Below are 19,658 nucleotides of genomic sequence, written 5' to 3'. Positions count from 1 at the left end.
ATGCGCCATGCGTAGGCCATGAGCCAATGCCGCAGCGGCGCTGAACGCTCACGCCGATGGGGTGCCTTGCGCAGCGAAATAAAGGGGGAGCCCGAAGGGCGGAGGACATTCGCGGAGCAAGGTACCCCGTCGGCGTGAGCGCGCCCCGAACAACAGCGCCAACAAACAAACCCAGCAAAGCGAAACCGCCCCGCCTGTGCTGCAATCCGCCGATGCCTGCCCCGACCCTCGACGACCTGCGCCGCTACGCAGTGGCGCGCACCCTCTTCAAGCCAACGACCCTGCCCGCCGCAATCCGCCGGCTCGGCTTCGTGCAGGCCGACCCGATCCGAGCCCCGGCACGCGCGCAAGACCTCACGCTGCGCCACCGCGTGAAGGACTACCGCGCGGGCGATCTCGAAAGCCGCTACACGCGCCTCGCCGTCGAGGAAGACTGCCTCGTCAACTACGGCTTCCTGCCGCGCGAGCATCTGGCGCTGATGCATCCGCGCGAGGCCAGGCAGGCATGGGACGCCGACACGCGGCGCAAGGCGGCCGACGTGCTCGCCTACGTGCAGGAGCACGGCCCGGTGCATCCGCGCCAGGTCGAGCAGCATTTCGCGCACGGCCGCGTCAAGAACTATTGGGGCGGCTCCAGCAACGCGACCACGCATCTGCTCGACGGCATGCACTACCGCGGCATGCTGCGCGTGGTGCGGCGCGACAGCGGCACGCGCGTCTACGAGGCGGTGACGCACGTGCCCGCAGACGACAGCCCCGCCGGGCGCGCGCGCCGCGCGGCGGCGCTCATCGAGCTGGTGGTGCGCAAGTACGCGCCGCTGCCGGCCTCCAGCCTGACGTATCTCGTGCGGCTGCTGGGCTATGGCGCGCCGCATCTCGCGGCGCAGACGCAGGCCGCGCTGCGCATCGCGCGCGAGGAGCTCGCCAGTTGCAGCATCGACGGCACCACCTGGTTCTGGCCCGCCGACGAGAACCCGGCCTCGCGCCGCCACGCGCCCGACGATGCGGTGCGCCTGCTCGCGCCCTTCGACCCTGCCGTGTGGGACCGCCGCCGCTTCGAGCTGCTCTGGGGCTGGACCTATAAGTTCGAGGCCTACACGCCCGCGCCGAAGCGCCAGTTCGGCTATTACGCGCTGCCGATGCTGTGGCACGACCGCGTGATCGGCTGGGCCAATTTCGGCAACTCACCCGAGGGCCGGCTGAAGCCGATGTTCGGCTATGCCGACAAGAGGCCGCGCGACGCGGAGTTCCGCGCGGCGCTCGACGACGAACTGCAGCGCATGACGCTGTTTCTCGCCGGGCGCTGACATCTTTCTTCCTATAATCGCCGGCCTCAGCCAGCCGCCCGCAACGGGCGCCAGCCGTCTTCGAAGGAACGAAGACCGCAGCCGAAAAAGCTGCCCGCGACGACGCAACAAGAACCCACAAAACACACCGGCCGCCAGCCCGAAGCGAGCCGCCGGTTGCGCTCGTCCGGATCGACGGAATCACCGGATCAGAGACGAGAAGCCATGGCGCGCCCACATCCGGCGCACGCCGCAGCCACTCCCCCCAAACGCAGGACACAGGAGAAGCTGCACATGACATCGAAGAAGCATCGCCGCCCGGCTTGGCGCCTTTCTCATACCCGCCGCGCCACGCTCGCCGCAACCGCAATGGCGCTGGGCGCCGCCATACCAGCCTACGCCGAGGAAAAAGACGAATCTGCCGAGACCCGCAAGGCCCTGCCGACCATCACCGTGACCGGCGATGCGGGAGAGACCGCCACCGGCCCGGTGACCGGCTTCGTCGCCAGGCGCGGCGGCACCGCCACCAAGACCGACACGCCGCTGATCGAGACGCCGCAGGCCATCTCGGTGATCACGCGCGACCAGATGGAGGCGCAGAGCGCGCTCACGCTGCGCGAGACCACCAACTACACGGCGGGCGTGGTGTCGAGCAACTTCGACAGCCGCGTCGACCGCTTCAAGGTGCGCGGCGGGGATGCCATCGAGTACCTCGACGGGCTGCAGCGAAGCTACGGCACCTACAACACCACGCGCGCCGACCCGTACACGCTGGAACGCGTCGAACTGCTGCGCGGGCCCTCTTCGGTGCTCTACGGCCAGGGCGGCATCGGCGGCGTGCTGAACCTGGTGTCGAAGCGTCCGCAGGCCGAGCGGCAGCGCGAGGTGCAGGTGCAGCTGGGCAGCCACAGCCGCAAGCAGGTCGCGGCCGACTTCACCGGGCCGCTGGACACCGAAGGCAAGTGGCTCTACCGCCTGGTGGCCGTCAACCGCGACAGCGGCACGCAGGTCGACCACGTGCCCGACGACCGCATCCTGCTGGCGCCCTCGCTCACCTGGCGCCCGAACGCCGACACCTCGCTCACGCTGCAGGCGCTCTACCAGAAGGACAAGAGCGGCTCGCTGATCGGCTTCTTCCCTTGGCAGGGCACGCTGCTGCCCTCGCTGTACGGCCAGATTCCCACCTCGACCTTCACCGGCGAGCCGGGCTTCGACCGCTACGACACGCGCAACACCTCGCTGGGCTACCTGTTCAGCCACCGCTTCAATGACACCTGGACCTTCAGGCAGAACCTGCGCTCGACCGAGAGCAAGGTGGTCTACAACTCCTCGTACACCAGCTTCACTGCCAACCGGCTCACGGGGCGCCCGGCACGGCCGGTGTTCAATGCCGACCAGCGCACCATCGAGCGCGACCTGATCGTGCAGCTCAACGGCGGCAAGATGCTGCTGCTCGACAACCAGGCCGAGGCGCACTTCAAGACCGGCGCGGCGGAGCACACGCTGCTCGTCGGCGCGGACTTCCAGCGCAACGAGACCTCGCAGCTCACCGGCCGCGGCCGCGCGGGCGCGCTCGACGTCTACGCGCCGGTGTACGGCAACTACTCCGCGCCCACCTTCCTCACGCGGCAGCCCGCGGTGCTGCAGAAGCAGGCCGGCATCTACGTGCAGGACCAGGTCAAGTACGGCCGCTGGATCGGCCTGCTGGGCCTGCGCCACGACAAGGCCACCACCAACACCGAAGGCCGCCCTGCGGTGGCGGTGGACGACAAGGCCACCACCAAGCGCGCCGGCCTCGTCTACCTGGCCGATGGCGGCTGGGCGCCCTACCTGAGCTATGCCGAGTCGTTCCTGCCGCTGGGCGGCGCGGACGTGAACAACAAGCCATTCAAGCCGCAGCGCGGCAAGCAGTGGGAAGCTGGCGTGAAGTGGGAGCCCGAAGGCCAGCGCACCTCGTTCCTGGCGGCGGTGTACGACCTGCGCGACACCAACCGCAAGACCACCGACCCGACCAATCCGCTCAACAGCGTGCAGCTCGGCGAGGTGCACGTGAAGGGGCTGGAGCTCGAATACAAGGGCAGCATCGGGCGCGACTGGGACTGGGTCGCCTCCTACGCATACACCGACGCACGCGTGTCGCGCAGCACCGGCTCCGACCTGGGCAAGCGCATCTCGGGCGTGCCGAAGCACACCGCCTCGGCCTGGCTGATGCGGCGCTTCTCCATCGGCGGCGTGCCCGGCTTCTCGCTGGGCGGCGGCGTGCGCTACCTCGGCAAGTCGTACGACGGCATGGACGCCAACCCGGTGCCCTCGGTCACGCTGCTCGACGCGATGTTCGCCTGGGACAACGGCCCGCTGCGCCTGTCGCTCAACGTCGGCAACCTGACCGACAAGGTTCAGCTGACCACCTGCCTCGCGCGCGGCGACTGCTTCTACGGCCAGCGCCGTACCGTGACTGCGGCGGCCACGTATCGCTTCTGAGGAAAATCCTTGCCTGGGCGAAGGTCTGGCGCGGGGGCGACAGGCCGGCACCGTGGGTGCCACCTAGAATCGCCCCCGCTGCGCGGTTCGCCGCGCGGCAAGCGTTCTCAGGGCGGGGCGAAATTCCCCACCGGCGGTGATGGCGGCATGTTCCGGAAGGAAAGGCAGCACAAGCCCGCGAGCGCCTGGGGCTCGCAATGAGCTCCAGGGTCAGCAGATTTCGGTGCGATTCCGAAGCCGACGGTCACAGTCCGGATGAAAGAGAGCGCGAAATGCGGGTCGGCCCGCGCGCTGCGCTTTTTCAGGCGAACCGGCGCGCGAGCGGGCTCGCTGTTTCGTGCGCCCTGATTCAGGAAACCTGCTTTCTTCAAGAGGCACACCATGAGTCAGATCAACGACCTTCCCCTTTCCGCCGTCACCGCGTCGGGTTCGCCGCGCGGCACGCGCATCGCATTCGTCGAGGCGCAGTGGCATTCCGACATCGTCCACCAGGCGCGCGACGCCTTCCTCGAGGAGATGGAGCGCCAGGGCGTGGCGCGCGATCTCATCGACATCTTCGACGTGCCGGGCGCCTTCGAGATCCCGCTGCACGCCAAGCGGCTCGCCAACTCGGGCAAGTACGCGGCCATCATCGGCTGCGCGCTGGTGGTCGACGGCGGCATCTACCGCCACGAGTTCGTGGCGAACACGGTGGTCAGCACGCTGATGTCGCTGCAGCTGGAGACCGACGTGCCGATCTTCTCGGCCGTGCTCACGCCGCACCACTTCCACGAGCACGTGGAGCACCGCAAGTACTTCCACCGCCACTTCGCGGTGAAGGGCACTGAAGTGGCCGAGGCCTGCGTGAAGACGCTCGAAGGGCTGAAGAAGGTGGACGCGCTTCTGGCCGCCTGACCTACGTGACATCGGGGGCGGGCCTGCGTAACCTGCGCGGATGACTACGCCATCCACCTCCGCCCGCGAAGACCGCTACACCCTCTACGGCGCCCCCGGCTCGGGCGCCACGCCCGTGCACGCCGCGCTCACGCTGATCGGAGCGCAGGTCGAGACCGTCGACATCGCCCCGTGGGAGGGCGATGCCGAGCGCGAGCGGGTCGCCGGCGTCAACCCGATGCGACAGGTGCCGGCGCTCGTGCTGCCTTCGGGCGAGGTGATGACCGAGAGCGCGGCCATCCTGCTCTGGCTGGGCGACCGCTATCCCGAGGCCCAACTCTGCCCCGCGCCCGACGACCCGCTGCGTGCGCGGTACCTGCGCTGGATGGTCTACCTGCCGGCCGCCATCTATTCGATGTTCTGGGTGCGCGACGAGCCTTCGCGCCTCGTGCCCGACCCCGCCGCGCAGCCGGCGATGCTCGAACGCACCGCCGAGCGCATCGCGCATTGCTGGCAGTTGATGGATTCGCAGATCGACGAGCCCGCGCCCTACCTGCTGGGCGAGAAGATCAGCATGCTCGACCTGTACGTGACAGTGGTGTCGCGCTGGACGCCGCGCCGCCGGCGCTTCTATCGCGTGGCGCCGCGCATGGCGCAGGTGGTGCGCCGTGTCGATGCCGATCCGCGCCTGGCGGAATTCTGGGAGGCGCGGTTTCCGTTCTCGATGGACGCACAGGAAAGCTGAGCGGCGCCTGTTTTCTATCATCGGCACCATGACCGCACGCACCCCCACCACCGCCTACCCGATGACGATCTACCACAAGCCCAACTGCAGCACGTCGCGCAACGTGCTGCAGTTGATCCGCGAAAGCGGCGTGGAGCCCGAGATCGTTCTCTATCTTGAAACGCCGCCCTCGAAGAAGAAGCTGCGCGAGCTCTCCAAGGCCATGGGCATGGGCGCGCGAGACCTGCTGCGCACCAAGGAGGCTCCCTACGAAGAGCTGAACCTCGCCGATCCGAAATGGACCGACGACCAGATCTTCGACTTCATCGTGGAACACCCGATCCTGCTGCAGCGGCCCATCGTGGTGTCGCCGCGCGGCACGCTCATGTGCCGGCCATGGGAGCGGGTGCGCGAGATCCTGCCGGCCTGAGGCTCAGTCTGCGCGTTGCGCGAGGCCCCAGGCGACGTGCTCGCGCACCAGTTCGCTCGGGTGCTCTGCCCGCGTCGCCAGCGCTTCCTTCGCACCGCCCTCGCCCACCCGTGCCGCGTTGCCCAGCGCCACCGCGATGTTGCGCAGCCAGCGCTCGTGGCCGATGCGGCGGATAGGGCTGCCTTCGGTGCGGCGCAGGAAGTCCTGTTCGGTCCACGCGAAGAGATTGGCCAGCGTGCGGCTGGTGAGTTCCTCGCGCGCGTCGAAGTCGGGCAGCGTGCTCTTCTTGGCGAACTTGTTCCAGGGGCAGATCAGCTGGCAGTCGTCGCAGCCATAGATGCGGTTGGCCATCAGCGGACGCAGTTCGACCGGAATGGAACCGCCGTGCTCGATGGTGAGGTACGAGATGCAGCGGCGCGCGTCGAGCCTCTTGGGCGCCACGATGGCCTGCGTCGGGCACACGTCGATGCAGGCGCTGCAGCTGCCGCAGTGCGCGGTGACGGGCTCGCTCGGCGGCAGTTCCATGTCGACGTAGATCTCGCCCAGGAAGAACATCGAGCCCGCGTCGCGGTCGAGCACCAGCGTGTGCTTGCCGCGCCAGCCCTGGCCGCTGCGCGAGGCCAGCTCTGCCTCGAGCACGGGGGCCGAGTCGGTGAAGGCGCGATGGCCGAAGGGGCCGACCTCCTCGGCGATGCGCTCGGCCAGCCTGGCGAGCCGGTTGCGCAGCACCTTGTGATAGTCGCGGCCCCGGGCGTAGACCGACACGATGGCCTCGCCGGGGCGCTTCAGCCGGTCGAACTCGATGGCCTGCCACTCGGGCTCGGTGCTGCGCGGCAGGTAGTCCATGCGCGCGGTGATCACGCTGACCGTGCCCGGCACCAGCTCGGCAGGACGCGCGCGGCGCGTGCCGTGCGTTTCCATGTATTGCATCTCGCCATGGAACCCATGGGCCAGCCATTGCATCAGACCGGCCTCGGCGCTCGATAAATCGACGCCCGCGATTCCGATTTGGGAGAATCCGAGTTCCCTGGCCAAGGCCTGAATACGAACAACGAGTGGATGGCTGACGATCACTTGCCGATTGTAGAAACGCACAAAAGCACCCGCAGCCTGCGCTGGTGCAGCGAAGCCGACACCGAAGCCTTCGCGAAGGCTCTGGCCTCGTCACCCGCATTGCGCGACGCCTTCATCGAACTGCATGGCGACCTCGGCGCCGGCAAGACCACCTTCGTACGCCACCTGCTTCGCGCCCTGGGCATCACCGGGCGCATCAAGAGCCCCACCTACGCGGTGGTCGAGCCCCACGAGGCGCCCGACGGGCTGCAGATCTTCCATTTCGACTTCTATCGCTTCGCCGATCCGCGCGAATGGGACGACGCCGGCTTCCGCGACATCTTCGCCGGGCCGGGCCTCAAGCTGGCCGAGTGGCCGGACAACGCCGCGGGCCGTACGCCAATTGCCGACCTCGCTATTAAAATAGAAGCAATGACTGACGACACACGCAGCGTGACCCTCCTGGCGAACACCGCTCGCGGCAGCGATCTGCTGGCGCGCATCGCCGCATGAAGGCGGCCGGCCTCAAACGGCGCGTGCTGCTGCAGGGCGGCAGCATCGCGCTGATGCTCGGCGTGCACCAGATCGCGCGCGGAGCCACCATCCTCGCAGTGCGCGTGTGGCCCGCCGCCGACTACACGCGCGTGACCATCGAATCCGACGCACGCCTGAACTCGCAGCAGCTCGTGGTGGGCAGCCCGCCTCGGCTGGCCGTCGACATCGAGGGCATCGACCTCAACCCCGAACTGCGCGAGCTCGTCGGCAAGATCAAGCCCGGCGACCCGTACATCAACGGCCTGCGCGTGGGGCAGAACGCACCGAAGGTGGTGCGCATCGTGTTCGACCTGAAGCAGGCCGTGGTGCCGCAGGTGTTCTCGCTCGCGCCCGTGGCCGCCTACAAGCACCGGCTGGTGCTCGACCTGTACCCCGAGCAGGCGATCGACCCGATGGAAGCGCTGATCGCCGAGCGCCTGCGCGATGCGCCGCGCGCTTCGGGCGGCGGCTCCGCGGTCGCCGTCGCGCCGCCGCCAACCGCGCCTGCACCGGCCGCCGATCCGCTCGGCGACCTGATGGCTCAGCAGTCGATGCGACCCGGCCCGCAATCGCCGCCTACCGGCGCAACGGCCGGCGGCGAAAGGCCCGTGACGCCACCACCGCCTCCCGTGGTGGCCGCCGCGCCTGCCAGGCCCCCTGCGCCGTCCGCATCGCCCGTGCCGCCCCCACCACCGGTTTCCGCCACGGCCAATCGCACCGACCGCATCATCATCGTGGCGCTCGACCCCGGCCACGGCGGCGAAGACCCCGGCGCCATCGGCCCCAACGGCACGCGCGAGAAAGACATCGTGCTGCAGGTGGCCCACCGCCTGCGCCAGCGCATCAACGCGAGCAGCGTGAACGGCAGCCCCATGCGCGCCTTCCTCACGCGCGACGCCGACTTCTTCGTGCCGCTGGGCGTGCGCGTGCAGAAGGCGCGGCGCGTGCAGGCCGACCTGTTCGTGAGCATCCACGCCGACGCATTCACCACACCCGCCGCGCGCGGCGCCAGCGTGTTCGCGCTGAGCCAGAGCGGCGCCTCCAGCAGCGCCGCACGGTGGCTCGCCAACAAGGAGAACGACGCCGACCGCGTCGGCGGCGTGAACGTGGGCAACCACGAGGCCCAGGTGCAGCGAGCGCTGCTCGACATGAGCACCACCGCGCAGATCAACGACAGCCTCAAGCTCGGCGGCGCAATGCTCGGCGAGATCAAGGGCATCGGCGCGCGGCTGCACAAGGGCCAGGTCGAACAGGCCGGCTTCGCGGTGCTGAAGGCGCCCGACATTCCGAGCGTGCTGGTGGAAACCGCCTTCATCAGCAATCCGGAAGAAGAAGCCAACCTGCGCCGTGTCGACTACCAGGAGAACCTGGCCGACGCACTGATGCGCGGCATCCAGCGCTACTTCGCGCAGAACCCGCCGCTGGCGCGCAGCCGGCAGCTCTGATCGCGCTGCGGCCCCGCCGCTTCCGGCTGTAGGGCCAAAGCATGCACTCCTGTCCCACGCGGTGCGCCCCGCGGGGCCGCACAGGCACGTGCGGCTGGTTCCTACACGGCGCACCGGGGTGCTTTGGACATGATGAACCATCACTCATCGAAAGGTGGACATCATGAACACACGTCTCTGGATCGCTGCAGCCGCAGCCACTTCGGTCATGACCATTGCGGGTTGCGCAAGCGGTCCCAATCAGAACCTCGGGACCGGCGTAGGCGCCGTGGGCGGCGCTCTGGTGGGCAATGCCATCGGCGGCAACACCGCGAGCACCGTGGGCGGCGCGGCCATCGGCGGCCTCATCGGCAACCAAGTCGGCCGCAATGCCGATGAACGCAACTATTACAACCAGCAACGCTATCCGCGCGGCAGCGGCTACTACCCGGGCAACGGGCCGAACTACTGATGCACGGTCTGAACAACGGGCCTGCATGAAAAAGCGCGCTGCCGGCGCGCTTTTTCATTGGTTGGCGAAGTCGGATCAGGCCTGCGAGGCCTGGGCCTCGCGCGCCTTCTCGGCCTTGGAGGCGCGCCACGCGCCGTAGATCGCCAGAAGGCCCGGTACGAAGATCAGCGCCCAGATGATCTTGTCCAGATGCTGGCGCACGAAAGGCAGATTGCCGAAGAAGTAGCCGGCGGTGGCGATGCCCAGCACCCAGATCAGCCCGCCCACCACGTTGAACATCGTGAACTTCGCTCGGTTCATCTCGGCAACGCCGGCCACGAAGGGCGCGAAGGTGCGGATGAAGGGCATGAAGCGCGCGAGGATGATGGTGATGCCACCGTAGCGCTCGTAGAAGGCATGGGCCTGGTCGAAGGCCTTGCGGTTGAAGAAGCGCGAGTTCTCCCACTGGAACACCTTCGGCCCGAAGTAGCGCCCGATGGAGTAGTTGCACTGGTCGCCCAGGATCGCGGCCGCGATCAGGATGCCGCACGCCAGCGGATAGTTCATGAGCCCCGCGCCGCACAGCGCGCCGACGATGAAGAGCAGCGAGTCGCCCGGCAGGAACGGCATCACCACCGCGCCGGTTTCCACGAAGACGATGAGGAACAGCAAGGCATAGACCCAGGGGCCGTAGGCGATGACGAAGGCCTCGAGGTGCTTGTCGACGTGAAGGATGAAGTCGACGAGAAAGCTGATGATTTCCATGGGCGCGGATTATCCTTGCTCGACCTCGACGCACTCGCGAATCACCCCATGCTGCACATACGCGCCGCCACGGATGCGGACTGGCCCGCCATCTGGTCAGTCCTGGAACCCACCTTCCGCCGCGCGGACACCTACACGTATGCGCCCGACGTGACCGAGGAACAGGCGCGCCACTCGTGGATGAAGGTGCCCACGGCGATCTTCGTCGCCTGCAACGACCAGGGCGCGGTGCTCGGCACCTACGTCCTGCGCCCCAACCAGCCGGGCCAGGGCTCGCACGTAAGCAATTGCGGTTACGTCGTGTCCGACGCGGCGCGCGGCATGGGTGTCGCATCGGCCCTGTGCGAACACTCGCAGCAGGAGGCCCTGTGCATGGGTTTTCGCGCGATGCAGTTCAACTTCGTCGTGTCCACCAACGAAGGCGCGGTGCGCCTGTGGCGCAAGATGGGCTTCGAGATCGTCGGCACGCTGCCAGGCGCGTTCAGGCATCCGCGGCACGGCTTCGTGGATGCCTACGTGATGTTCAAGCAGCTGCAGCAGCCCTGAGCGGACGCCTCGCAACCCGCGCTTTTAGAATGCCCCGGTGAGCGCCCTCCCCACCACCATCTCCCCCCCACAACGCCGCCCGATCCGCGAGCTTCCCGACGAGTTGATCAGCCAGATCGCCGCCGGTGAAGTCGTCGAGCGTCCGGCCTCGGTGGTGCGCGAGCTGCTGGACAACGCGCTGGACGCAGGTGCCGGCCAGATCACGGTGCGGCTGGCCTCCGGCGGCGTGCGGCTGATCTCCGTGGAAGACGATGGCCTGGGCATTCCCCGCGAGGAACTCACGGTGGCGCTGCGCCGCCACGCGACCAGCAAGATCGCCAGCCTTGACGACCTCGAGACGGTCGGCACGATGGGCTTTCGCGGCGAGGCGCTGGCCGCCATCAATGCGATTGCCGAGCTGAGCATTCTTTCGCGCTTCGCGGGCTCCGATTCGGCCTTCGCGCTCGACGGGCGCACCGGCGAGCTGCGGCCCGTGGCGCGCTCCACCGGCACCACGGTCGAGGTGCGCGAGCTGTTCTTCGCAACCCCTGCGCGCCGCAAGTTCCTGAAGACGGACGCCACCGAGCTGGCCCATTGCATCGAGGCGGTGCGCCGCCATGCGCTGGCGCGGCCCGAGGTGGGCTTCTCGATCTGGCACGACGGCAAGCTGGTCGAGCAGTGGCGCGCAGCCGCCACGCGCGAGCAGCGGCTGGCCGATGCGCTGAGCGACGAGTTCGTGTCGCAGAGCGTGGCCGTCGCGCGCGAAGGCGGCGCGGTGCGCGTGGTCGGCCGCGCGGGCATTCCCGACGCGGCGCGTTCGCGCGGCGATCATCAGTTCTTCTACGTCAACGGACGCTTCGTGCGCGACAAGGTGCTGTCGCACGCGGTGCGCAGCGCGTATGAAGACGTGCTGCACGGCCAGCGCCAGCCGGTCTATGCGCTGTACCTCGAAATCGATCCGTCGCGCGTCGACGTGAACGTGCATCCGACCAAGATCGAAGTGCGCTTTCGCGACGGGCGCGAGGTGCACCAGGCCGTACGCCATGCCGTCGAGGACGCGCTGGCGGCTCCGCGCGCCAATGACGCGACAGCGCCGGCAGGCGCGCCGCAGCCCTTCTTCAAGCAGGCGCCGCTGCCCCCGAACGCAAGCTGGGCCCAGCCGGCCATGGATTTCACGCCGCGCGAACGCGGCACCGGCGATTTCGAGGCGATGTGGCCCCAGCGCAGCGAGCAGCCGCGGCAGGTTGCGCTGCATGCGTCGGAACCTTCCGCGCCGCCACCCTGGCCCGCTGCCAGCGCGGCGCCGGCAAGCTTCCAGGCTCCGAGCGGACTTCCCCTTGCGCCGAGCCCTGGCACGCAGTCCATCGCCAACAACGACGAGGCCTGGCCGCTGGGCCGCGCGCTGGCCCAGTTGCAGGGGGTGTACATCCTGGCCGAGAACAGCCAGGGCCTGGTGATCGTCGACATGCACGCGGCGCACGAGCGCATCGTCTACGAGCGGCTCAAGACGCAGCTCGACGGCGCTGCCATCAGCAGCCAGCCGCTGCTGATTCCGGCGACCTTCGCGGCCACGCCGCAGGAAGTGGCCACGGCGGAGGCCTGCGCCGAGGTGCTGCCGACGCTGGGGCTGGAGATCACGCCCTTCTCGGCGCGCACGCTCGCGGTGCGCGCCGTGCCCGGAACGCTGGCCGACGGCGATCCGGTGGAGCTCGCGCGCAGCGTGCTGGCCGAACTGGGCCAGCACGACGCCAGCACCGTGGTGCAGCGCGCCCAGAACGAACTGCTCTCCACCATGGCCTGCCACGGCGCGGTGCGGGCCAACCGCAAGCTCACCATCGACGAGATGAACGCGCTGCTGCGCCAGATGGAGGCCACCGAGCGTTCGGACCAGTGCAACCACGGCCGGCCGACCTGGCGCCAGCTTTCGGTGCGCGAGCTGGATTCGCTCTTCATGCGTGGCCGATAAGCAGCGACCCCCCGGCCGATCTGCGGTTTTCGGACATTTTTAAGCCTTTTTTCTAGGGTTTTCCGCAGTCGGCGAAATCCCAGGCACATCCGTTGCATGTGCTCGGTAAAGTGCCGGCGAGCACTGTTTCAGGGAGTTACCTTGCTGCCGTGTCGGCGCATCAAGGTGAAAGCAGGTGAACTTTCGAGCCGACTCCGCTGTCCCTCAAACCCATGATGAAACGCTGGACCCTCCTCGCGTCTGTCCTCTCGCTGTGTGCACTGCTCGCCGCCGGTTGCTCGACGCTCGACGAGCAGCAACGCGAATGGATCTTCCAGCCCAGCGACCGCAGCTGGGGCAACACCGCCTCCATGGCCCAGGGCATGGAGGACGTGTGGATCGACTTCCAGTCCTCCCTCACCGGCGAGCCCGCGCGCCTGCACGGCCTGTGGCTGGGCGGCGCGCCCGAGACCACCGCCACTCCTGTCCTGCTGTACCTGCACGGAGCCCGTTACAACGTGGCCGGCTCGGCACCACGCATCCAGCGCATGCATGAGCTGGGCTTCTCTGTGCTGGCCATCGACTATCGCGGCTTCGGGAAGAGCTCCAAGGGCCTGCCCTCGGAAGAATCGGCCCGCGAGGACGCCCGCGCCGCCTGGACCTGGCTGGCCGCGCGCCACCCCAGGCAGCACCGTTACATCTTCGGCCACTCGCTCGGCGGCGCCATCGGCATCGATCTCGCGGCGCACGTGAAGGACGAGAGCGGCACCATCGTCGAGAGCACCTTCACCTCCATCGCCGACGTGGTCAGCGGCTTCAAGTGGGGCTGGCTGCCCTTCGGCCCGTTCATCACGCAGCGTTTCGAGGCGATCAACGCGGTCAAGGACATCGGCTCGCCGCTGCTCGTGGTGCACGGCACGGCCGACAGCCTCATCAACCCGACGCTGGGCCGCAAGCTGTACGACGCGGCCACCGGGCCAAAGATGTTCGTGCTGGTCGAGGGCGGCTCGCACCACAACACCAATTCCATCGGCGAGGCGCAGTACCGCGCGGCGCTGACCCAGCTGTTCCGCATGAAGCCGGAGAACATGGTCGCCAGCAACGCCGCCGTGCGGCCGACACCGCGCCTCGCGCCGCCGGCTGCCTCGGCCCCGCTCACGCCGCAGGACGTGAGCGGCAAGGTGGCGCCGCCAGTGCCCGCCGCCATCTGAGGGCGGCCACCTCCCCACCTCCCCGCCTCCACCCAAGGCCCGGCACGCTGCCGGGCCCGCGCCATTTGCTACGCTCGGCGCACCATGTCTCCCAGTTCCGACGCGGCCGCGAAGGCCGCCACCCGCGCATCGCCCGATGCCGCGCCCTCCCCGACTCCACCGCGCTACATCGCGCTCGCAGGTCCCACCGCCTCGGGCAAGACGGCCGCCGCGCTGGCGCTCGCGCGCCTGCTGCCGGTGGAGATCGTCTCGGTCGATTCGGCGCTGGTCTACCGCGGCATGGACATCGGCACCGCCAAGCCCACGCCCGCCGAGCAGGCCGCCGTGCCGCACCATCTGATCGACATCCTCGATCCGCGCGAGAGCTACAGCGCCGCCGCCTTCGTGGCCGACGCCACGCGGCTCATCGGCGAGATCCGCGCGCGCGGCGCGCTGCCGCTGCTGGTGGGCGGCACCATGCTCTATTTCAAGGCGCTGTTCGACGGCATCGACGCCATGCCCGCGGCCGATGCCGCGGTGCGCGCGCGCATCGATGCCGACGCGGCCGCGCTCGGCTGGCCCGCGATGCACGCGCGGCTCGCGCAGGTCGATCCGGTCACGGCCGCACGGCTCGCGCCGCAGGACAGCCAGCGCATCCAGCGCGCGCTCGAAGTGTGGGAGAGCAGCGGCCAGCCACTGTCGAGCTTCCATGCGAGCGACAACAAGGCAGCCGGCGCGGTCGAAGGCGGCGCGCTGTTCTCGCTGGAGCCCGCCGACCGCTCGTGGCTGCATGGCCGCATCGCCGAGCGCTTCGACGCCATGCTCGCCGCAGGCTTCCTCGACGAGGTGCGTGCCCTGCGCGCACGCGGCGATCTTTCGACCGACCTGCCCTCGATGCGCTGCGTCGGCTACCGGCAAGCCTGGGAAACGCTCGATGCGGCCGGCAGCGCGGCGCCCGACGCCAGGGCCATGGCCGATCTGCGAGAGCGCGGCATCGCCGCCACGCGTCAGCTCGCCAAGCGGCAGGTCACCTGGCTGCGCAGCATGCCGCAGCGCACCGTGATCGCCTGCGACGCTCCCGACGCGGTGCAGGCCGCCGTTCAACTCATGGCCAAGGCCGTCGCTCCCAGATGACGCTGCGTATTTCCAACCTCGGCAAGCACTACGGTGATGCGCCTGTCTTCGAGAACGTGACGCTCACCGTGGAGCCCGGCGAGTTCGTCGCCATCGTGGGTGAATCGGGCGTGGGCAAGTCGACACTGCTCAACTGCATGGCCGGCCTCGACAGCTGGGACCAGGGCACGGTGACGCACGACGGCGTCGACATCGGCGCGCTCGACGGCGAAGCCTGCGCGCTCTGGCGGCGGCGGCATGTCGGCTTCGTGTTCCAGGCCTTCCACGTGCTGCCGCACCTGGACGTGACGCAGAACGTGGCGCTGCCGCTGATGCTGCTGGGGCAGCAGAAGGACAGCGAAGGCCGCATCGCGCACATGCTCGAGGCGGTGGGCCTGCCCGGCATGGGTACGCGGCTGCCGCAGACGCTGTCGGGCGGCCAGCTGCAGCGCGTGGCCATCGCACGCGCGCTGGTACACCGCCCCGCCCTGCTGCTGGCCGACGAGCCCACGGGCAACCTCGACCCCACCACCGCCGCGAAGGTGATGGAACTGCTGATCGGCCAGACCCGCGAGCACGGCGCCTCGCTGGTGCTGGTGACGCACTCGGAAAGCGCGGCCGCGCAGGCCGATCGCCTGCTGCACCTCACGGCCAGCGGAATCCGGGCCTGAACGAGGCCGAGAGTTACTGCGGTGCGATCAGCGCCGCGAAGCGCGACAGGTCGACGTTGCCACCGCTGATCAGCACGCCCACGCGCTGGCCCGCGATCGCCTTGCCCGCCGCGATCGCGCCCGCGAAGGCGAGGCAGCCGGTGGGCTCCACCACCATCTTCATGCGCTCGGCGAAGAAGCGCATCGCGTCGACGAGCTGCTCGTCGGTGACGGTGAAGATGTCGTCCACGTCGCGGCGGATGATGCCGAAGGTGTACTCGCCCAGGTGCTGCGTCTGCGCGCCGTCGGCGATGGTCTTCGGCGTCTCAATACTCACGATCTTCCCGGCGCGGAACGACTGCTGGCCGTCATTGCCCGCCTCGGGCTCAACGCCGTAGACCTTGCACTGCGGCGACAGCGCGCGTGCCGACAGCGCCGAGCCCGAGAGCAGCCCGCCGCCGCCAAGGCACACGAACAGGTGGTCGAGCGGGCCGGTTTCCTCGATCAGCTCCTTCACCGCCGTGCCCTGGCCAGCGAGCACGTCGGGGTGGTCGTAGGGCGGGATCATCGTCATGCCGCGCTCCTGTGCCAGCTTCTTCGTCAGCGCCTCGCGGTCCTCGGTGAAGCGGTCGTACATCACCACCTCGGCGCCGTAGCCCTTGGTGGCCGCGACCTTGGCGGCCGGCGCGTCCTTGGGCATCACGATCACGGCGGGCATCTGCAGCAGGCGCGCCGACAGCGCGATGGCCTGCGCGTGGTTGCCCGACGAGAAGGCGATCACGCCGCCCTTGCGCTGCGTCGCATCGAACTTCGACAGCGCGTTGAACGCGCCGCGGAACTTGAAGGCGCCCATGCGCTGGAAGTTCTCGCACTTGAAGAAGAACTCGGCCCCCCAGCGCTCGTTGGCGGTGGTGGAGCGCAGCACCGGCGTGCGGTGGGCATGGCCTTCGAGCCGCGCGGCTGCGGCGATGACGTCGTCGTAGGTGGGTAGTTGCATGGGGTCGAGCTTAGCGGCGGCTTCCGCTCTTTTGCAGCACCAATGGGTAAAAACCCGCTAGCCGCGACAGCCCTGAACTCCGTACTCTGTATACAGAGTTCGAAGAACCCGGCGCAAGGAGACAACCATGCCCGCCCAGCTCGTCAGCATCGAGGTCGCGCCCGACCTCGTCGACCAGGTCTACCGCGCCCTGCTCGGCGCCATCAGCAGCGGCACGCTCGCACCCGGCGAGCGCATCACGCAGGAAGACATCGCGCAGCGCCTCTCGGTGTCGCGCCAGCCGGTGCTGCAGGCGCTGCGGTTGCTGAAGAAGGACGGCTTCGTGCTCGACGCGCCCGGCCGTGGCGTGCTGGTAGCCCCGCTCGAAGCGGAGGCGATGCGCAAGGTCTACCAGGTGCGCGGTGCGCTCGATGCCCTGGCCGCGCGGCTGGCGGCGCGGCAGCGCTTTCGCATCGACCCGAAGCTCATCGAGCGCGGCCGGCGCGCCGCGCGCGGGCGCAACGTGGAGGCCATGATCGATGCCGACGTGGCCTTCCACCAGGCCATCTACGAGGCATCGGGCAATCCGCTGATCGCGCAGAGCGCCGATCCGCACTGGCGCCACCTGCGCCGCGCGATGGGCGCGGTGCTGCAGGCCGAGCCCCAGCGCGAGACGCTGTGGGACGAGCACGAAGCCATTGCCGACGCCATCGCGACAGGCAACGCGGACCGCGCCGCGCGCCTGAGCGAGGAACACGTCTCGCGGGCCAGCGAGGCACTGAGCGAACGGCTGCTGGCGCATGCCGCATCCACCCACACCGCCATTCCCCCCAAGCAAAAAGGAGACAAGGCATGAAGCTCAACCCCGAGCAGCGCGCACAGTTCGAGCGCGACGGCTATCTGTTCTTCCCCGGCCACTTCTCGGCCGAAGAAACCAAGGTGCTGACCGACGCGGTGCCCGATCTCTATGCGAAGCGCGAGGCCTTCAACGTGCGCGAGAAAGGCTCCGACGCCGTGCGCACGAACTTCGCCGCGCACCTCGTGAGCGAGCCCTTCGCGCGGCTCGCGCGCCACCCGCGCATGGTCGAACCGGTGACCGATCTCTTCGGCGAAGACGTGTACATGCACCAGTTCAAGATCAACGGAAAGATGGCCTTCGAAGGCGACGTGTGGCAGTGGCACCAGGACTACGGTACCTGGCTCAACGACGACCTGATGCCCACCGAGCGCGCGATGAACGTGGCGATCTTTCTCGACGAGGTGAACGAGCACAACGGCCCGCTGATGTTCATCCCAGGCAGCCATCGCAAGGGCGTGGTCGATGCGAAGCATGACCTCACCACCACCAGCTATCCCCTGTGGACCGTCGACAACGATCTGATCCGCCAGCTCGTGGACCGCGCCGGCGGAAAGCAGGGCGGCATCGTCTCGCCCAAGGGGCCGGCCGGGTCGATGATCCTGTTCCACAGCTGCCTGGTGCATGCCTCGGGCAGCAACCTCTCGCCCTTCAACCGAGTGGCCGTGTACCTGAGCCTGTGCGCCGTCAGCAACCACATCCGCCGCCACAAGCGCCCCGAATACATCGCGCACCGCGACTTCACGCCCATCGAGCTGCTGCCCGACGACTGCCTGCTGAAGCCCTACCCCGTGGATGTGCCATGGAAGAACGGCCTGCCCGAGAGCGCGCTGCGCACCTCGCCCGACGTGCTCGACACCGTGGAGGCCTGACGACATGAGCCTCCACGCCCGCCTGCAGCAGCGCGCCGCCGAAGGCCGCCCCATCCGCATCGGCCTGATCGGCGCCGGCAAGTTCGGCTCGATGTACCTGGCGCAGATCCCGCGCACGCCCGGCGTGCAGCTGGTGGCCATCGCAGACCTCTCGCCCGACGCGGCCCGCGTCAACCTCGAACGCGTGGGCTGGGAGCCCGGCCGTGCCGCCGCCGCATCGGTGCAGGAGGCGCTCAAGCAAGGCACCACCTGGATCACCGACGACTGGCAGGCCGTGACGCGCGAGCCCTCCATCGACATCGTGGTCGAGTGCACCGGCAACCCCATCGCGGCGGTGGACCACTGCCTGGATGCCTTCGCGCACGGCAAGCACGTGGTGAACGTGACGGTCGAGGCCGACGCCTTCTGCGGCCCGCTGCTCGCACGCAGGGCGCAGCAGGCCGGCGTGGTCTATTCGCTGGCCTTCGGCGACCAGCCCGCGCTGATCTGCGACCTGGTGGACTGGGCGCGCACCTGCGGCTTTCCGGTGGTGGCGGCCGGGCGCGGTCACAAGTGGCTGCCGCACTTCACCGAATCGACGCCCGAGACGGTGTGGGGCAACTACGGCCTCACGCCCGAGCAGGCGAAACGCGGCGGGCTCAATCCGAAGATGTTCAACAGCTTCCTCGACGGCTCCAAGCCTTCCATCGAAAGCTCGGCGGTGGCCAACGCCACCGGCCTCGCCGTGCCATCGGACGGCCTGCTCTACCCGCCCGCGAGCGTGGAAGACATTCCCTTCGTCACCCGGCCCAGGAGCGAAGGCGGCGTGCTGGAGCGCAAGGGCATGGTCGAGGTGGTCTCTTCACTGGAAGCCGACGGACGGAAGATCCCGTACGACATCCGCATGGGCGTGTGGGTCACGGTCGAGGCCGAGACCGAGTACATCAAGAACTGCTTCGAGGAATACAACGCCCACACCGACCCGAGCGGACGCTACTTCACGCTCTACAAGCGCTGGCACCTGATCGGGCTCGAAGTGGGCATGTCGGTGGCCAGCGTGGCGCTGCGCGGCGAGGCCACCGGTGTGGCCACCTGCTGGAACGCCGACGTGGTCGCCACCGCCAAGCGCGACCTGGCCGCCGGCGAGATGCTCGACGGAGAAGGCGGCTACACCGTCTGGGGCAAGCTGCTGCCGGCCGGGCGCTCGCTGCGCCTGGGCGGCCTGCCGCTCGGGCTGGCGCACAACATCAGGCTGGTGCGCCCGGTGAAGAAGGGCCAGAGCCTGAGCTGGGCAGACGTGGTCATCGACACCAATACCGCGGCCTACAAGCTGCGCAACGAGATGGAAGCCCTGTTCGCGCCCGCGGCGCAGGCAGAGGCCGCCTGAAGGAGGCTGGCCGAGAACTTTTCGCTTCGGTGCAGCCACCGTTGCACCGGGCGGCTTCCACGTAAAAAATATTCTGCTCGACACGAGACCCGTGTCGAAATGACCGCCGGCGGGCCGTCATTGTGGTGAGCGATCCTGCTCAGC

19 protein-coding genes and 1 riboswitch are annotated in these 19,658 nt (G+C 68.8%); of the genes, 16 read left to right on the top strand and 3 right to left on the bottom strand.

Annotated elements, in window-relative coordinates; genetic code table 11:
• Positions 1 to 212: 212 nt before the first annotated feature.
• The 5 genes from EJP67_RS00725 (at position 213) to arsC (ending at position 5,794) form a co-directional block, all read left to right on the top strand.
• Entirely contained in the window at positions 213 to 1,307 is a 1,095-nt protein-coding gene (locus EJP67_RS00725; RefSeq protein ID WP_126018393.1) for a DNA glycosylase AlkZ-like family protein, read from the top strand.
• Positions 1,308 to 1,580: 273 nt separating this feature from the next.
• Positions 1,581 to 3,767: a TonB-dependent siderophore receptor gene (locus EJP67_RS00720; protein ID WP_126018391.1), complete on the top strand. Its 2,187-nt coding sequence runs from the start codon at positions 1,581 to 1,583 to the stop codon at positions 3,765 to 3,767.
• Between the two features lie 99 nt (positions 3,768 to 3,866).
• Positions 3,867 to 4,038: riboswitch (FMN riboswitch) on the top strand.
• A 110-nt stretch (positions 4,039 to 4,148) separates the two neighbouring features.
• Positions 4,149 to 4,661, top strand: a complete 513-nt coding sequence (locus EJP67_RS00715) for a 6,7-dimethyl-8-ribityllumazine synthase (protein ID WP_126018389.1) — start codon at positions 4,149 to 4,151, stop codon at positions 4,659 to 4,661.
• Between the two features lie 40 nt (positions 4,662 to 4,701).
• A complete protein-coding gene (locus tag EJP67_RS00710) occupies positions 4,702 to 5,385 on the top strand; it encodes a glutathione S-transferase family protein (RefSeq protein ID WP_126018387.1) in 684 nt (227 codons plus the stop codon).
• Positions 5,386 to 5,413: 28 nt separating this feature from the next.
• Positions 5,414 to 5,794 carry an arsenate reductase (glutaredoxin) gene (arsC, locus tag EJP67_RS00705; protein ID WP_126018385.1) on the top strand — a complete coding sequence of 127 codons (381 nt, stop codon included), beginning with the start codon at positions 5,414 to 5,416 and terminating at the stop codon, positions 5,792 to 5,794.
• 3 nt (positions 5,795 to 5,797) lie between these two features.
• On the opposite strand, the gene queG is transcribed toward arsC, so the two are convergent.
• Positions 5,798 to 6,868 (bottom strand): tRNA epoxyqueuosine(34) reductase QueG, encoded by a 1,071-nt coding sequence (queG, locus tag EJP67_RS00700; protein ID WP_206169432.1) that lies wholly within the window; start codon positions 6,866 to 6,868, stop codon positions 5,798 to 5,800.
• On the opposite strand from queG, the gene tsaE reads away from it, so the two are divergent.
• From tsaE to EJP67_RS00685, 3 genes are all read left to right on the top strand, one after another.
• Complete coding sequence (tsaE, locus tag EJP67_RS00695) at positions 6,854 to 7,360, top strand: tRNA (adenosine(37)-N6)-threonylcarbamoyltransferase complex ATPase subunit type 1 TsaE (protein ID WP_126018383.1); 507 nt, start codon at positions 6,854 to 6,856, stop codon at positions 7,358 to 7,360. The two genes, queG and tsaE, sit on opposite strands and share 15 nt — an antisense overlap.
• A complete protein-coding gene (locus EJP67_RS00690; RefSeq protein WP_126018381.1) occupies positions 7,357 to 8,826 on the top strand; it encodes an N-acetylmuramoyl-L-alanine amidase in 1,470 nt (489 codons plus the stop codon). Before tsaE ends, EJP67_RS00690 begins: the two co-directional genes overlap by 4 nt.
• Before the next feature lie 163 nt (positions 8,827 to 8,989).
• Positions 8,990 to 9,277 carry a glycine zipper domain-containing protein gene (locus EJP67_RS00685; RefSeq protein ID WP_126018379.1) on the top strand — a complete coding sequence of 96 codons (288 nt, stop codon included), beginning with the start codon at positions 8,990 to 8,992 and terminating at the stop codon, positions 9,275 to 9,277.
• A 75-nt stretch (positions 9,278 to 9,352) separates the two neighbouring features.
• Here the strand turns inward: EJP67_RS00685 and EJP67_RS00680 are convergent, their stop codons facing one another.
• A complete protein-coding gene (locus EJP67_RS00680; RefSeq protein ID WP_126018377.1) occupies positions 9,353 to 10,021 on the bottom strand; it encodes a DedA family protein in 669 nt (222 codons plus the stop codon).
• 48 nt (positions 10,022 to 10,069) lie between these two features.
• On the opposite strand from EJP67_RS00680, the gene EJP67_RS00675 reads away from it, so the two are divergent.
• From EJP67_RS00675 to EJP67_RS00655, 5 genes are all read left to right on the top strand, one after another.
• On the top strand, positions 10,070 to 10,567 hold the full coding sequence (locus EJP67_RS00675; protein WP_126018375.1) for a GNAT family N-acetyltransferase: 498 nt from the start codon (positions 10,070 to 10,072) through the stop codon (positions 10,565 to 10,567).
• A 37-nt stretch (positions 10,568 to 10,604) separates the two neighbouring features.
• The gene (mutL, locus tag EJP67_RS00670; protein WP_126018373.1) at positions 10,605 to 12,512 is read left to right on the top strand and encodes a DNA mismatch repair endonuclease MutL; all 1,908 of its coding nucleotides are present in this window, start codon (positions 10,605 to 10,607) and stop codon (positions 12,510 to 12,512) included.
• Between the two features lie 215 nt (positions 12,513 to 12,727).
• Complete coding sequence (locus EJP67_RS00665) at positions 12,728 to 13,702, top strand: alpha/beta hydrolase (protein WP_240650455.1); 975 nt, start codon at positions 12,728 to 12,730, stop codon at positions 13,700 to 13,702.
• A gap of 84 nt (positions 13,703 to 13,786) precedes the next feature.
• Positions 13,787 to 14,815, top strand: coding sequence for a tRNA (adenosine(37)-N6)-dimethylallyltransferase MiaA (gene miaA, locus EJP67_RS00660; RefSeq protein WP_240650454.1), 1,029 nt, complete (start codon positions 13,787 to 13,789; stop codon positions 14,813 to 14,815).
• Positions 14,812 to 15,465 carry an ABC transporter ATP-binding protein gene (locus EJP67_RS00655; RefSeq protein WP_126018370.1) on the top strand — a complete coding sequence of 218 codons (654 nt, stop codon included), beginning with the start codon at positions 14,812 to 14,814 and terminating at the stop codon, positions 15,463 to 15,465. Before miaA ends, EJP67_RS00655 begins: the two co-directional genes overlap by 4 nt.
• Positions 15,466 to 15,478: 13 nt before the next feature.
• Here EJP67_RS00655 and EJP67_RS00650 read toward each other — a convergent pair whose 3' ends face one another.
• Complete coding sequence (locus tag EJP67_RS00650; RefSeq protein WP_126018368.1) at positions 15,479 to 16,441, bottom strand: threo-3-hydroxy-L-aspartate ammonia-lyase; 963 nt, start codon at positions 16,439 to 16,441, stop codon at positions 15,479 to 15,481.
• 127 nt (positions 16,442 to 16,568) lie between these two features.
• Here EJP67_RS00650 and EJP67_RS00645 point away from each other — a divergent pair, with 127 nt between their 5' ends.
• Genes EJP67_RS00645 through EJP67_RS00635 form a run of 3 tightly spaced genes read left to right on the top strand, consistent with a single transcriptional unit; the run spans position 16,569 to position 19,514 of the window.
• On the top strand, positions 16,569 to 17,276 hold the full coding sequence (locus EJP67_RS00645; RefSeq protein WP_126018366.1) for a GntR family transcriptional regulator: 708 nt from the start codon (positions 16,569 to 16,571) through the stop codon (positions 17,274 to 17,276).
• Entirely contained in the window at positions 17,273 to 18,148 is an 876-nt protein-coding gene (locus EJP67_RS00640) for a phytanoyl-CoA dioxygenase family protein (RefSeq protein WP_126018364.1), read from the top strand. The genes EJP67_RS00645 and EJP67_RS00640 overlap by 4 nt, the downstream gene beginning before the upstream one ends.
• 4 nt (positions 18,149 to 18,152) lie before the next feature.
• Positions 18,153 to 19,514, top strand: a complete 1,362-nt coding sequence (locus EJP67_RS00635; RefSeq protein WP_126018362.1) for an NAD(P)H-dependent oxidoreductase — start codon at positions 18,153 to 18,155, stop codon at positions 19,512 to 19,514.
• Positions 19,515 to 19,658: the final 144 nt, after the last annotated feature.

Source organism: Variovorax guangxiensis (genome assembly GCF_003952165.1).
Taxonomy (GTDB): Bacteria; Pseudomonadota; Gammaproteobacteria; order Burkholderiales; family Burkholderiaceae_C; genus Variovorax; species Variovorax guangxiensis.
The sequence above is the reverse complement of the archived record's forward strand: the minus strand, read 5'-3'. Positions and strand labels throughout refer to the sequence as shown.

What these genes read in the sequence shown, in the direction of transcription:
- EJP67_RS00725 (WP_126018393.1), top strand. Translation starts at nt 213, where the DNA reads ATGCCTGCCCCGACCCTCGACGACCTGCGCCGCTACGCAGTGGCGCGC.
- EJP67_RS00720 (WP_126018391.1), top strand. Translation starts at nt 1,581, where the DNA reads ATGACATCGAAGAAGCATCGCCGCCCGGCTTGGCGCCTTTCTCATACC.
- EJP67_RS00715 (WP_126018389.1), top strand. Translation starts at nt 4,149, where the DNA reads ATGAGTCAGATCAACGACCTTCCCCTTTCCGCCGTCACCGCGTCGGGT.
- EJP67_RS00710 (WP_126018387.1), top strand. Translation starts at nt 4,702, where the DNA reads ATGACTACGCCATCCACCTCCGCCCGCGAAGACCGCTACACCCTCTAC.
- arsC (WP_126018385.1), top strand. Translation starts at nt 5,414, where the DNA reads ATGACCGCACGCACCCCCACCACCGCCTACCCGATGACGATCTACCAC.
- tsaE (WP_126018383.1), top strand. Translation starts at nt 6,854, where the DNA reads ATGGCTGACGATCACTTGCCGATTGTAGAAACGCACAAAAGCACCCGC.
- EJP67_RS00690 (WP_126018381.1), top strand. Translation starts at nt 7,357, where the DNA reads ATGAAGGCGGCCGGCCTCAAACGGCGCGTGCTGCTGCAGGGCGGCAGC.
- EJP67_RS00685 (WP_126018379.1), top strand. Translation starts at nt 8,990, where the DNA reads ATGAACACACGTCTCTGGATCGCTGCAGCCGCAGCCACTTCGGTCATG.
- EJP67_RS00680 (WP_126018377.1), bottom strand. Translation starts at nt 10,021, where the DNA reads ATGGAAATCATCAGCTTTCTCGTCGACTTCATCCTTCACGTCGACAAG.
- EJP67_RS00675 (WP_126018375.1), top strand. Translation starts at nt 10,070, where the DNA reads ATGCTGCACATACGCGCCGCCACGGATGCGGACTGGCCCGCCATCTGG.
- EJP67_RS00665 (WP_240650455.1), top strand. Translation starts at nt 12,728, where the DNA reads ATGAAACGCTGGACCCTCCTCGCGTCTGTCCTCTCGCTGTGTGCACTG.
- miaA (WP_240650454.1), top strand. Translation starts at nt 13,787, where the DNA reads ATGTCTCCCAGTTCCGACGCGGCCGCGAAGGCCGCCACCCGCGCATCG.
- EJP67_RS00655 (WP_126018370.1), top strand. Translation starts at nt 14,812, where the DNA reads ATGACGCTGCGTATTTCCAACCTCGGCAAGCACTACGGTGATGCGCCT.
- EJP67_RS00650 (WP_126018368.1), bottom strand. Translation starts at nt 16,441, where the DNA reads ATGCAACTACCCACCTACGACGACGTCATCGCCGCAGCCGCGCGGCTC.
- EJP67_RS00645 (WP_126018366.1), top strand. Translation starts at nt 16,569, where the DNA reads ATGCCCGCCCAGCTCGTCAGCATCGAGGTCGCGCCCGACCTCGTCGAC.
- EJP67_RS00640 (WP_126018364.1), top strand. Translation starts at nt 17,273, where the DNA reads ATGAAGCTCAACCCCGAGCAGCGCGCACAGTTCGAGCGCGACGGCTAT.
- EJP67_RS00635 (WP_126018362.1), top strand. Translation starts at nt 18,153, where the DNA reads ATGAGCCTCCACGCCCGCCTGCAGCAGCGCGCCGCCGAAGGCCGCCCC.